The 12,777-nt window shown below is 66.5% G+C and carries 11 protein-coding genes; 3 read left to right on the top strand and 8 right to left on the bottom strand.

Annotated features, from left to right (window positions below; all coding sequences use genetic code 11):
* Nucleotides 1-38: 38 nt before the first annotated feature.
* A complete protein-coding gene (locus BJI69_RS02555; protein WP_046965966.1) occupies nt 39-419 on the top strand; it encodes a hypothetical protein in 381 nt (126 codons plus the stop codon).
* A 173-nt stretch (nt 420-592) separates the two neighbouring features.
* Here BJI69_RS02555 and BJI69_RS02550 read toward each other — a convergent pair whose 3' ends face one another.
* Nucleotides 593-1,975, bottom strand: coding sequence for an L-serine ammonia-lyase (locus BJI69_RS02550; RefSeq protein ID WP_046965965.1), 1,383 nt, complete (start codon nt 1,973-1,975; stop codon nt 593-595).
* Nucleotides 1,976-2,048: 73 nt separating this feature from the next.
* On the opposite strand from BJI69_RS02550, the gene BJI69_RS02545 reads away from it, so the two are divergent.
* Nucleotides 2,049-2,288 (top strand): glutaredoxin family protein, encoded by a 240-nt coding sequence (locus BJI69_RS02545; protein ID WP_046965964.1) that lies wholly within the window; start codon nt 2,049-2,051, stop codon nt 2,286-2,288.
* A gap of 8 nt (nt 2,289-2,296) precedes the next feature.
* Here the strand turns inward: BJI69_RS02545 and BJI69_RS02540 are convergent, their stop codons facing one another.
* The 5 genes from BJI69_RS02540 to BJI69_RS02520 form a co-directional block, all read right to left on the bottom strand.
* Nucleotides 2,297-3,640 carry a GTP-binding protein gene (locus BJI69_RS02540; protein ID WP_244465191.1) on the bottom strand — a complete coding sequence of 448 codons (1,344 nt, stop codon included), beginning with the start codon at nt 3,638-3,640 and terminating at the stop codon, nt 2,297-2,299.
* Between the two features lie 8 nt (nt 3,641-3,648).
* On the bottom strand, nt 3,649-4,209 hold the full coding sequence (locus tag BJI69_RS02535; RefSeq protein WP_046965963.1) for a YceI family protein: 561 nt from the start codon (nt 4,207-4,209) through the stop codon (nt 3,649-3,651).
* Complete coding sequence (locus tag BJI69_RS02530; RefSeq protein WP_046965962.1) at nt 4,206-4,790, bottom strand: cytochrome b; 585 nt, start codon at nt 4,788-4,790, stop codon at nt 4,206-4,208. Before BJI69_RS02530 ends, BJI69_RS02535 begins: the two co-directional genes overlap by 4 nt.
* Nucleotides 4,774-5,400, bottom strand: a complete 627-nt coding sequence (locus tag BJI69_RS02525) for a YceI family protein (RefSeq protein ID WP_052767006.1) — start codon at nt 5,398-5,400, stop codon at nt 4,774-4,776. Before BJI69_RS02525 ends, BJI69_RS02530 begins: the two co-directional genes overlap by 17 nt.
* 103 nt (nt 5,401-5,503) lie before the next feature.
* The gene (locus tag BJI69_RS02520) at nt 5,504-6,958 is read right to left on the bottom strand and encodes a GTPase (RefSeq protein ID WP_046965961.1); all 1,455 of its coding nucleotides are present in this window, start codon (nt 6,956-6,958) and stop codon (nt 5,504-5,506) included.
* A 116-nt stretch (nt 6,959-7,074) separates the two neighbouring features.
* On the opposite strand from BJI69_RS02520, the gene BJI69_RS02515 reads away from it, so the two are divergent.
* Nucleotides 7,075-10,587 (top strand): hybrid sensor histidine kinase/response regulator, encoded by a 3,513-nt coding sequence (locus tag BJI69_RS02515; protein WP_046965960.1) that lies wholly within the window; start codon nt 7,075-7,077, stop codon nt 10,585-10,587.
* Here the strand turns inward: BJI69_RS02515 and lptG are convergent.
* Both lptG and lptF read right to left on the bottom strand, forming a co-directional pair.
* Nucleotides 10,571-11,668: an LPS export ABC transporter permease LptG gene (lptG, locus tag BJI69_RS02510; protein ID WP_046965959.1), complete on the bottom strand. Its 1,098-nt coding sequence runs from the start codon at nt 11,666-11,668 to the stop codon at nt 10,571-10,573. The two genes, BJI69_RS02515 and lptG, sit on opposite strands and share 17 nt — an antisense overlap.
* The gene (lptF, locus tag BJI69_RS02505; RefSeq protein ID WP_046965958.1) at nt 11,668-12,771 is read right to left on the bottom strand and encodes an LPS export ABC transporter permease LptF; all 1,104 of its coding nucleotides are present in this window, start codon (nt 12,769-12,771) and stop codon (nt 11,668-11,670) included. Before lptF ends, lptG begins: the two co-directional genes overlap by 1 nt.
* Nucleotides 12,772-12,777: the final 6 nt, after the last annotated feature.

Here is a 12,777-nt window from a genome sequence, read left to right as displayed (position 1 = left end):
TATACACTGGCCGACGCGGTAGGGCTAAAGGGGTTCGGATGCGTTCGAAGGTGGTCGCCAGCGGCGTGTTGTTCATTGCGATTTCGGTATGCGGCGTTGCCGCAGCCGATGAGCAATGGAACGACAAAGGCCGGCTGATCGATTCAGAGTCCTACGACCGTACTGCCAAGGGTTTTTACTTCACTCTCTACCCTGGCGAAGACCCGGTCCAATCCGTGCGGCGCTGCGCCATTACGATGCGCGAGATGGGCCATCTGGCCTCGGTTTCGTGCTTCGCCTATACCAGCAAGCAGCGCTTCGACACTCGCCGGGGCAAGCTGCGTATCTGCTACACGGCGGTCGCGAACTGGTGGGGACAGGACGAGCCGGTGCGTGTCGAGACCGTCGACCGGCTACCCCGGATGTGCCCGACGCGCTGAAAGTGCCTCGCCTTGGGTAGGAGCCGATTCATCGGCGAGCTCTTTCGTGGGTCGGGAGTGCGCTTCGACGGGGACTGAGGCCAGCAACCAGCGAGGAGCGCTGCTGCGCAGCGGGGTTACTTGCCATTCGCCGATGAATCGGCTCCCACAACCGCCGGATTCGCCGCTACCTATCAGCACTCGATGACGTTGACGGCCAATCCCCCGCGCGAGGTTTCCTTGTACTTGTCCTTCATGTCGCGGCCGGTGTCGCGCATGGTGGCGATGACCTTGTCGAGCGACACGTGATGCTTGCCGTCGCTCTTGAGCGACATGCGGCTGGCATTGATCGCCTTGACGGCGCCCATCGCGTTGCGCTCGATGCAGGGAATCTGCACCAGGCCGCCGATCGGGTCGCAGGTGAGACCGAGGTTGTGTTCCATGCCGATCTCGGCGGCATTCTCCACCTGGCGAACACTGCCGCCGAGCGCGGCGGTGAGGCCGCCGGCAGCCATCGAACACGCGACGCCCACTTCACCCTGGCAGCCGACCTCGGCGCCGGAAATGGAGGCGTTCTCCTTGTAGAGGATGCCGATGGCGCCTGCCGTGAGAAGAAACTCAATCACGCCGTCTTCCGAGGCGTTCGGGCAGAAGTGACGGTAGTAGTGGAGTACGGCGGGAACGATGCCTGCGGCGCCGTTGGTCGGTGCGGTGACCACGCTGCCGCCTGCCGCGTTCTCTTCATTCACCGCCAGGGCATAGAGGTTCACCCAGTCGAGGATCGTAAGCGGGTCGCGCAGGGCGGCTTCCGGCTGCGAACGCAGTTCGGCGACCATCGACGGCGCGCGGCGCTGGACCTTGAGGCCGCCCGGCAGCGTGCCCGGCGAGCGCAGGCCCCGCGACACGCAGTCCTGCATGGCCTTCCAGATGACCAGCAACCCAGCCCGGGTTTCGGCCTCGGGGCGCCAGATGCTTTCGTTGCGCATCATCAGTTGCGCGATGGTCAGGCCGTGCTCTTCGCATAGCGAGAGCATCTGGTCGCCGCTGCTGAAGGGGAACGGCTGCTCACTGGTGTCCGCCACGATACGGTCTTCGGCCGCCTCGTCGGGATTGACCACGAAACCACCGCCGACCGAGTAATAGTCGCGCGTGGCCAGCTCGTTACCGTCCGCATCGTAGGCTGAAAACCGCATGCCGTTGGTATGGAACGGAAGCTTCTGGCGCTTGTTGAAGACCAGGTCGGCCTTCTCATCGAAGGTGATCTCGTGACGGCCGAGGATGCGGATGCGCTTGCTCGAGCGTATGCGCTCCAGCGTGGCCGGGATGGCGTCCGGGTCGACCTTGTCGGGCCACTCGCCTTCGAAGCCCAGCAGCACGGCTTTATCCGTGCCGTGGCCGCGACCGGTCATCGCCAACGAGCCGAACAGTTCGCAGCGCACGCGCGCGACGCGCTCGAGCACGCCTTTCTCGGCCAGCCAGTGCTCGGCGAAACGCGCGCCTGCGCGCATCGGCCCGACGGTATGGGAGGAAGACGGACCGATACCGATCTTGAAGAGGTCGAAAACGCTGACTGCCATGGCTTGGGGAGTTGGCTACGGGGAGTAGCCGGTTATTCTACGCCTGCCTGCCACTGACCCCATACACCTGCGCATGTCTGAGTTCACCCTGTTCCAGCGCGACGATTGCCACCTTTGCGACCTTGCGCTGGATGTCCTGGCGCAGGCGCGGCTTCCGGAGTTAACGTCCGTCTGGATCGATGAGGACGATGGGCTCGAGGCGCGCTATGGAGCGCGGGTCCCGGTGTTACGGCGCGGCGACGGGGCGGAGCTGGACTGGCCGTTCGATGCCGAGGCGGTGAGGGCATTCGCAGGCGCGGACCGCTCGCTGTAAGAGCCGATTTATTTGCGGAGGAGGCGGAGGATCTCCTCGCGTGCTTCGCGGAGGATGGAATCGCGGTCCAGGCTGGCCACGATGTCGGCGACGGCGCGCTTGGCGCCGTGCTCGCCCCAGGACTTACCCGTGATGAGGTAATGCTCCGCCGCGCGTCCAATCAGTACCGTGGCATACCAGCCCAGTGCGCCCTGCGCCGCCGCCGTGACGACAACGGATAGGCCGCCGCTGAGCCCCTTCAGGGCGGACGCCACCAGTTGCACGCCCCAGACCGCACCCATCAGGGCAGCGAGCTGGGTGGTGATGACGGCGACGAGCCGGCCGGATTCGCCGCGGGTCAGTGGTAGCCCGTACACGCGGCCCAACTGGACGACCATAGCCGCATCGAGCCCGCCCGCCAGCAGCAGATCGGCAACAGGAACAGGGTTGAGCGCCACCGCGACCGACTTGGCAATGCAGTACTGACGTATCACGCCCGAGGCTACGTCGCGGCGCGTGGCGGCGACCCGCCCGGTCACCTGGTCGGTGAGGCGTCCGGCGAACAAGCCGGCGTTGATGGCCGACAAGGTCTTGCCTTCGCGCTCGGCGATCGCGAGCAGTCGCGTCTTCAGCGCCAGGACGTCAGCAGGCGCGGCCTCGGAGGTCCGTTTTTCGCGCTCGTGCGCATCGATCTCGATGACCTCGCGTGCGCTGGGTCGTGCTGCGACAGCAAGCACGTCTTCGCGGCGGACCAGGCCGGCGGCATGCTGGCGCAACTGCTCGAGCAGGCCCTCGCGCTCCTCATCGGAATAGCGGTCCGCCTTGTTGAGTACGAGCAGCAGGGGGCGTCGCGTCGCTGCCAGCGTGCGCAAGGCATCGCGTTCTTCGCGCGTGAGGTCGCCGTCGGCAACGAACACGATCAGGTCGCTGACTTCGGCCACCTCGAAGGCGAGTTTTTCGCGCGCTTCGCCGCCGAGTTCGTTGATGCCGGGGGTGTCGATGAGCACCAGGCCCGCACTGCTCGCCTCGTCCAGTCGCGCCGCGTCCGCTTCGGTGGTCGTGCCGTGGAGCACGCCTACGGCGAAGGCATCGCGTCCCAGCAGGGCATTGCCTAGTGCCGACTTGCCGGCGGAGACGCGACCGAACACGGCAATGTGGAGTTCTTCGCGCTCGAGACGGTCGAGCATGGTTTCGACGCGGCGGAAATCCGCGGCCATGGCTTCGCGCACGCTGCCGGGAATGGTGGGGTCGTCGAGCAAGCCGCGCAGGCTCGCGGCCACAGGGCCGCCACGCGCATCCGTTGCAGGTGCGCGGGGCGCACTGCGACGGAAGCGGTCGGCGAGACCGCGAAAGCGTTCGCGGAAACCCGCCACGGTGGCAATTACTTCGGCAGCAGGTTCAGCGAGCCATTCACCAGAACCTCGTCGGCAATGGTCGAGGTGTCCTTGTACTCGCCGCTGCCGACGCCGAAGTCGAGACGCTTCAGGGTGCCCGTCACGGAGAGACGGGCACCGCCGGCGTTCGGCGAGAAGACCACCTTGAGCGCGACGGGCTTGGTCACGCCATGCAGGGTGAGGTTGCCGTTGGCGATCACGTTGCCCTTGGCGTCCTTGCTGAAACCGGTCGTGACGTAGTGCGCGGTGGCGAACTTCTTCGTATCGAAGAAGTCGGAGCCGGGCAGGGCATTGTCACGGTCGCCGTCACCGGTTTTCGCCGTCGACGTGTCCACGGTGACATCGAACTTCGAGGCGGCCAGGTTAGCGGCGTCGTAGCTGATCGCGGCGTCGAACTTGCCGAACGTACCGTCGAACTGCTGGCCCTGGAACTTGCCACTGAAGCCCAGCGTGCTGCCCGGGCCGACCTTGTAGTCCGCGGCGGAAGCGGCCAGGGGAAGGGCGAGGGCAAAAGCGAGTGCGGAAAGGCGGCGGAAGGTCGGGGTCATGGCGTGTCTCCGGAAGAGGTGGGGGGCATCCGCTTCGCACGGCCGAACGGCAGCATGCGTCGGAGCGTGTCGTCGCGATCGATGAAGTGATGCTTGAGCGCGCCGCCGACATGGGCGACGAGGACCAGCAGCAGGAACCAGAACAGGTAGACGTGGACCATGCTCAGCGTATCGGACAACCCAGGGTTCTTTTCCACCAGTGCCGGAAGATTGAACTGCTTGAAATACTGAAGCGGGAAGCCGTGCGCGGAGTTGAACGCCCAGCCCGACAGCGGGATCGCGGCGATCAGTAGATAGAGAAAGCCGTGGACGGACTTTGCGGCGAGGTGCTGCCAGCGCGGTGCGGGCACGTCCGGTGGCCGCCGGTCGATGGCTCGCCAGAGCACGCGCAGGAGGAACAGGGCGAGCACGGTGAGGCCGATCGACTTGTGCAGGGCGAACATGTTGATCTTCGCCAGCGAAGGCTTGAGACCATCCATCCAGAATGCGAACGCACCGTTACCCAGGATCAACAGCGCCATGAGCCAATGGAAGGTCTTGGCGGCCGTGCTCCAGCGGGTGTGGTCACTGCGCAGGGGCATCGGGGGTTTCCTTGTCGGTGGAGGGTGTGCGTTCGCCGCCACGGATGGCCTCGATTTCGAGCCAGACGGATACGTTAGTGCCGATCGAGTTGCGATTGGATGTCATGCCGTAAGTCGTCCGGTCGATCGATACCTGGGCGGAAAAGCCGGCGACGGTGTGCAGGCCATAGATGGTCTTGCCGACCCGGTTGACCCGGAACGGAATGTCGAGGGGCAGGGTCACGCCGCGGAGGGTCAGCTTGCCGTGCACGATGCCCTCGTCGTCGTTCTTCTTTTCCACGCTATCGCTGACGTAATGCGCCGTGCGTGCGCGGCCGGCGTCGAGCAGATCGCGACCCTGGACGACCTTGTCCCAGTCGGCGTCGCCCATGTCGACCGAGGTCAGGTCGATCGTCGCGTCGACGGAGGATTTCGACCAGTCGTCACGATCGAAGCGGATCGTGCCGTCGGTGACACGTAGTCGGCCGAATGAGCGCGAGAAACCGTTGTGCTCGACGTTGAAGACGACCTGGGTGTGTACGGGGTCGATGTGATAGCTGAGCGCTTCGGCGCTGGCCGCGACCGGCGCGACAGCCATGCCGAACAGGAGAAGGAAGCCGGCGGGACGCATGCGTAAAGGCCTGTTCCAACGGGGCCGTGAGGCCGCCAATGACGAGCAGTGTGGCCGACGGCGGGCGCCTTGTCAGCCCGTCTGCGGGGAACGCATCGTTCACTCAGCGATCCCGTAGCGCCTCGCCGGTCAGTTCGGCCAACTGGCGCAGGCGGGAGCTGCCGGCGTCCGCGAGGAGATCGCGCATGCGCGCGCCCGCGTCGGTCTGGTCCAGTGCCTGGCGTTCCGCGAGGCTCGCGGCGAGGGCCCGACCAAGACTGTCGAAGATCAGCGCGTAGGCGAAGGCGTGCAGTACGCCCCCGCCCAGGGTGCCCAGCCCGGGGAAAGCTTTTAGCGCGTTGCCGGCCACCGCCAGCACCACGGAGGTTCCCGTGCGCAGGGTCAGTCGCGCCTGCCGTAGCAGCCCCTCGATTTCTACATCGGTGACGCGAACGCCGTACAGCCCCGCCAGGGCGCGGACGAGACCAGCCGCCAGGGCGCCCTGGATGACCAGGTCCGTCCCCGGCGCCACGGCGGCCATCGCGCCGACGATGGCGCGCCGCGCGTAACGGCGCACGATGCGCTCGGCCTCCGCCGCGCGCCAGGCGACTTCTTTCTCGCTGGTGCGCTCGTGCAGACTGGCTAGCACCGCATTTTCACGCTGGCCTTCGAGCGCCACCGCGCCCGGCGCGATCAGGCGACGGAGGGCGTCGGGCAGCTGGCCCAGGTCGGTCCGCCGTGTTCGCCGCACCTCCTCGCGGGAGCCGTCGGCAAGGACGCGTGTAAATCGTTCTTCCCCACCCGCGCTGACCAGCACGATCGCATCGGGTATGCCTTCGCTGCGTTCGCGCAGGCGCGCGACCAGGTGCTCGCGTTCCTCGTCCGTCCACTGGTCCGCCTTGTTCACGACAAGCACCAGGGGTTTGCCGAAATCGCCGAGCCAATGAAGCTCCGTGGCCTGCGTCCGGGTGAGGTCGCCGGCGCAGACGTAGAGCACCGCATGCGCGCGCAGCGCTTCTTCGCGTGCCACGCGTTCGCGGTCGTCGCCGCCCGCCTCGGCGGAGCCCGGCACATCCGCCACGGTCCAGTGCTCGCCCGCCGGGGTATGGCCTTCGTAGTGGGTGACCTGCCGTGTCGTCCCGCCGCGTACATCGCTTACCGGTGCGGACCCTGGCACGAGCGCGGCGATAAGCGTGGACTTGCCCGTCGAAATCTCGCCGAAGACGGCCAGATAAAGCGAAGCGGACGCGCGCCGGCGATCCAGTTCGTCGAGTTCGTTACGAAGTTCCTCAACCCCAGTGTCCGAATCGCGGAGCGCGGCAAGGCGCGATTCGAGCGAGGCGCGATCGGGCGCGGTGACCGGTGCACGCCGTTTGCGTGGGCGCAGCAACCACACGGCCGATCCCGCACCGGCGACGACCACGACGGCCAGGAGGCCGCCAATCAGCCAGCGCAGACCTTCCGGCAGGCTCATGAAGCGCTGCGCCAAGGCTAGCGCGCGCTCGAGCGTGGCAAAGAGCAGCCAGGCGAGGGCGGCGATGCCGATGGCCGCGGCCAGGGTACGAAGTCGGCGTGACATGCCTGCATTCTAGACGTAACCGCCCCCGACGAATGCCTACGCAAGGCCGGCGCGTCGCGCCTGTTCCGCCCCGACGACGGTATGGCATGATCGGGATCGAACAAGGAATAAAGCGTATGCGCCACACGCTCTTCACGAGATGGATTCTCGTGACCACGGTCTTTCTGGCCGCGGTCACGCCGGTGATAGCCAGTACGGCCATGCCGCCGGTTCCCACGCCCCAGTTCCGCGGCTTCGGACTGCACGAAGGCCTGCCCAGCAGCAAGGTCAAGGCAGTCGCCCAGGACGCCCATGGCTTCATCTGGGTGGCGACCGCCATCGGCCTCGCCCGCTTCGACGGCGTGGAGTTCACCGTGCCAGGGATCGGTGCCGAACGCGACCACGCGATGCCGGCCGGTGCGCTGTCCGCGCTCTACATCGATCGCGACGATCGCATCTGGATCGGTGGCCCCGACATCGGCCTTGCACGCTACGACCCCGTGACCGGCGGCTTCGTGCAATGGCGCGATGGTCTGTCGGATGACGACGTGCGTGCGGTGACGCAGGCGGGCGACGGATCGATCTGGGTGGGCACGTCGAAGGGTCTCGACCGCATGCGGCCGGACGGTAGCGGGTTCGAACATCGGTCGATCCATCGTGGTGGCGTGTCTTCCACGACGATCCGGGCACTGCATGCAACGGACGATGGGCGCGTCTGGGTCGCGGGGGACGCCGGCGTGGACGTGATCGACCGCGATGGGCAGCCGCACGCTGTTCCGTTCGCCGACGGCGCGACACCACGGGTCACGCGGATTGCCGGCGTCGGTGGCGAGTTGCACTTCGCGACCGACGCCGGGCTGTACCGTCTTACCGCTGACGGGCGCATCGCGCGCGATCCGCGGGTGGCGCCGCAGCACATCCGCGGTTCGCTGGCCGACAGTCACGGCAGTCTCTGGATCGCAGCGCTCGATGGGCTGTCGATGATCGATCGTCTCGGACGACGCCACGCCATCGCCGACTCGTGGACCGCGCCGGGCGGTCTTCCCGGGCGCACCGTGAGCGACATGATCGAGGATCGCGAACACGGACTGTGGTTCGCCCTCAGTGATGGCGGATTGGCGTATCTCGGACCCGGTTGGGAAGACTTCACGCGCTTCGCGCACGTGGCGACCGATCCCTGGAGCTTCCCCGGCCGTGCCGTGACGGCGGTCGCGGCGCGCGGCGATCGCGAGTTGTGGGTAGGCGGTTTCCGCGGTTGGATCCGTCGGTTCGATCCGTCGACCGGCCGTGCCTCCGGCGGATTCGACCTCGGGCCGTCACGCGTGCAGAGCCTGCTGGAAATGGCGGATGGCCGCCTTCTCGCGGGTGGCGTGGACGGTCTCACCATCGCATCCGGTCGCATCGCCCATCCCCTGTTTCGCGACACCATCGATCACCCCGTCACGGAGATGGCCGCTGCGGCGGACGGCACCGTGTATGTCGCGGCGGTCGGTCAAGGCCTGTTTTCACTCGACCCGGCACTCGCTGAGGCCGTCGCCGTGCCTTTCGCGGAGGCGCGACGTGGTGCGTCCGATACGCGGCAAATCGAAATGGTCGATGGCCATCTCTGGCAGGCGAGCGTCGCGGGCCTGGCGCGTCTCGATCGCGCGTCCGGCAGCATGCGTTACGTCGAAGGGGTCGCACCTGGCCGTGTCAGTGCGTTCGAGCCCGAAGGCGACGGCTTCTGGATCGTCCGTCCCGCCGCGTTGGAGCATTACCGGTGGGACGGCAGCCGCGCCCGGTTGGAACGAAGTCTTGGCGGCGCGCAGGGTTTTCCCTCGGCGGACATCCTCAACGTACGCAAGGACCTGATGGGGCGGCTATGGCTGTACGGACAGACCGGCGTTTGGCGATTCGACCCCGTGCCGGGAAACTTTCGTCCATTCGGGCTTGCCGATGGGCTCGCGAATGGCGAATTCACCAACGCGACGACCGTCTTGTTGTCCGACGGCACGATGTATGGCGCCACCCTCGGTGGGTTGGTCGGATTCCGGCCGGACCAGCAGCGTGATCGCCCCCGCCGGCCTTTCATCGTCCTGCTCGGCGCCAGTGTGTCGCGCGCCGGTACGCGGCGCTCCCTGCCTGTCATCGGCAACACGCTGCACCTGGGCTGGAACGACCGTGATCTGATCGTGCGTACGCGTGCGCTGTCCTATGTGAATCCCGAGCGGAACGATATCGACTTCGCCCTCGACCACGAAGGCACGATTGCCGTGCTGCGAACGGGCAAGCAAGGTGAGCGGACGTTCGGTCCGCTCAGTCCGGGGACACACCGCCTGACGATCTCGGGCGCGGGACACGACCTGGAGAGTGGTCCGTTGTCGCTGATCCTTGTCGTGGATGCCCCGCCGTGGCTGCGTTGGTGGGCGTGGATGTTCTACGTCGTGGGTCTCGTCGTGCTCGTGTGCGGCGGCATCGTTGCCGCGCGGCGTCGCGTGCGGCAGGCGCTGCGTCTTCGGCTGGCCGAGCAGCAGAAGCGCCTTGCCGAAGAAGCCAATGCCGCGAAGACCGAATTCATGGCGACACTGGGTCACGAGATCCGTACTCCCATGACCGGTGTGCTGGGCATGGCCGAGCTGATGGCGCAGACGCGGTTGGACGACACGCAACGCAGCTATGTCGACGCGGTACGTCGCTCGGGGACGACGCTGCTGCGTCTGGTCAACGACGCGCTCGACCTCGCACGGATCGAGTCACGCCGTCTGCTGCTGGAAGTCGAATGCGTGATGGTGCGTCCGCTGGCCGATGAAGTCATCGCCCTGGCCTCGGGCAGCGCACGGGAAAAGAGGCTGGCGCTTTCCGTGCACGTCGAACCCGATGTGCCTGCGACGATTCGCGGGGACGCCATCCGCCTGCGGCAGATCTTGCAGAACCTGGTCAACAATGCGGTGAAATTCACCCGCGCCGGCTCGGTGAGCGTTCACCTGCGCTGCGACGACGAAACCCTGTCGATGTCGGTAACCGACACGGGCCCGGGTATTTCCGAGGAACTGCGTGGTCGCCTCTTCGCACGCTTCGAACAGGGTGGCTCACCGGAGCGTGCCCAGGGCTGTGGACTGGGGCTGGCCATCTGCCATGAGCTATGCACGCTCATGGGTGGCAGCATCGATGTCGAGAGCGCTGTGAACGCAGGCACCACCTTCATCGTGAGGCTTCCGCTTCGCGCCTGCGGCTGTGAAGGGCGCTCGTGCGCGGTGGCGGCGTCGACGGTGCGGCGACCTGCCAGCCGTCGCCTGCTTCTTGTCGAGGACGATGCGGTCATCGCCGCCGTCATGACGGCCTTGCTCGACCAGCGTGGACATGCCGTCACGGCGGTGGGCGACGGGCTCGCGGCGATGGCCGAAGTGTCCAGGCACGACTACGACGTCGTCCTGCTCGATCTCGACCTGCCGCTGGTCGACGGCTTTCAGGTGGCGCGCATGCTGCGTCGCATGGAGCGCTTCTCCAGCCTTCCCATCGTCGCCGTCACCGCGCGGTCGGCAGGTGACGAGGCGAAGGCGATCCGCGATGCCGGCATGAATGCGCTGTTGCGCAAGCCGATGACCGGCGAGCAACTGGACGCGGTACTCGAAGCGGTGACGATGCCGGAGCGGGCTAGCCGAATCGCCTGAAATAAGTGAGCGCACCGACCACCAGCAAGCTTGTCGGTAGCAGGTTCGCCAAAAGCGGTGGCAGTCCGTACACGGTGCCGAAGTTGACCATGGCACCCTGCAGGAAGTACCAGCCGATCGCCATGATCACGCCGAGGAACAGGCGCTTGCCAAAACCGCCCGAGCGCAGCGAGCCGAAGGCGAAGGGCATCGCGCACAACACCAGGATCAGCGTATTTGCCGCGAACAGCGCGCGACCCCAGAAGGCGACCGCGTAGGCCCCGGGATTCTGTCCGTTGGCCTGGAGGTAGCGCATGTTTCGGCGCAGGTCGGCCATCGACAGGTATTCGGGGTGAATGACCGACTGCTCGAGCACGTGCGGGTTGAGATGCGAGGCCCAGGTCTGCGTCGCCTGCTCGGTGGCATGCGTGCCCTTGGCGTCCAGCGTGGTGGTGCGGACGTTGGTCATCACCCAGCGGTTGCCGTCGTGGATGGCACTGTCACCGTGCGAAAACTCCAGCACCTGGCCGTCGGCGGTGAACGTGTAGACGCGCACGTCCACCAGCTTCACCGTGGTGCGATCGTCTTCCTGCAAGGCGATGGCCGACTTGGCATTGATGATCTTGCCGCCGTCGCGTGCCCACAGGCCACTGGCGGTCGCGCCCAGGTTGCTCGAGCGCATGCGCACCTGGATGGCCTGCGCGTGCTGGTCGCCATAAGGCGCCACGGTCTCGCCCATCACCACCACGCCGAGGGTGAGGACGGCGATGACGCCGGCCGCCGACGCGGCGATGCGCAGTTTCGACATGCCCGCTGCCCGCAGTGCGGTGAGCTCGCCGGTGGCGGCCAGGCTGCCGAGGCCGAGCAGGCCGCCGATAAGGGCTGCATTGCTGAACATCTGGTAGAGGCGCCGCGGCACCGTCAGCATGATGTAGGCGATGGCGTCGTAGAGCGTGAAACCGCTCTTGCCGATGTTGCCGAGCTGGCGGACGAACTGGGTCAGGGCATCGAAGCCGGTCAGGACCAGCCAGACCAGCAGCAGGGTGCCGAGGACGGTCATGCCGATGAGACGGTCGGCCCGCTTGACGGTCAGCGTGGCCATTACGCGGTTCCCTTCACTTGCCGTGGCGAATTCTGGCGCCAGAAGAACCAGGCCGCCACGCCGAAGACGATGATGTGGAGGAGCCAGATCGGCACCGAGGTATGCAGGTTGCTCTTGATGATCTGGGTGCGCGCGATCAGCTGCCAGATCACGTAGAGGAAGTAGGCCAGCACGGCGATCAGCAGGCGGCCATAGCGCGCGTCGCGGGGTGCCTGCCGGGACATCGGCAGGACCATCATCATCAGTACCAGGGTGCTGACCGGGGCGGCGAAGCGGGAGACCAGTTCGCCCAGGCCTTCGGCCGTGGGCGTCCTGAACAGGTCGCTGGTGGTCGATTCATGCGCCGGATCCGAATCGTCGTCGTCGTCGGAGATGTTCGACAGCGACACGTCGTTACGTTCGTATTTCATCCGCCGCCAGTTATCCATGCCCAGCGGGATTTCGAACTGCCAGCCGTCGTACAGGGCGAGGAAGCGGTTCACGCCGTCGCTTTCCTGGTACATGCGGCCGCTCTTGGCGTTGACCACGCGCACCTGCGGCCGATTGTCGCTATCCACGCGGTCGGTGGCGATGAAGGTCTTGCCCAGGACGGTACCGTCGCGGCTGAGCGTGTCGACGAAGATGATGCCGCCTTTACCCGGCAGCTCGGTGAAGCGCCCGGCGTCCAGGCCGGCGGCGATCACGGACTTGTTCGCCGTCGCGATGATCGTATCGGCCGAGCGGGCGGAGAGTGGCCCGAGCCAGAGCGAGACCAGACCGACCACGATCGTGGCGATCACGGCGAGCAGGGTGACCGGGCGCAGCAGGCCCCGCGGGCCCATGCCGGACGAGGCCAGCACGTGCATCTCGCTTTCGCGGTACATCCGGCCGAGGGCGGTGAGCGTGCCCAGGAAGACCGACATGGGCAGCAGCGTGGAGAGCAGGTCGACCATCTGCAGGCCGAGCACCTCGAACATCACGCTGGGCTGGATACTGCCATTGGCCACCTTCTGCAGCACCGTGGCAAAGGCGCCGCCCGCGAAGATGACGAGCAGGACCACGGCGGTCGCAATGACACCGTAGGCAAGTTCGCGCAGGAAGTATCGGTCGAGGATGCTGAGCATTTGGTA

It is taken from the genome of Luteibacter rhizovicinus DSM 16549 (genome assembly GCF_001887595.1).
GTDB lineage: Bacteria > Pseudomonadota > Gammaproteobacteria > Xanthomonadales > Rhodanobacteraceae > Luteibacter > Luteibacter rhizovicinus.
Note: the sequence above shows the minus strand (reverse complement) of the source record. Positions and strands in the feature narration are given on the sequence as shown.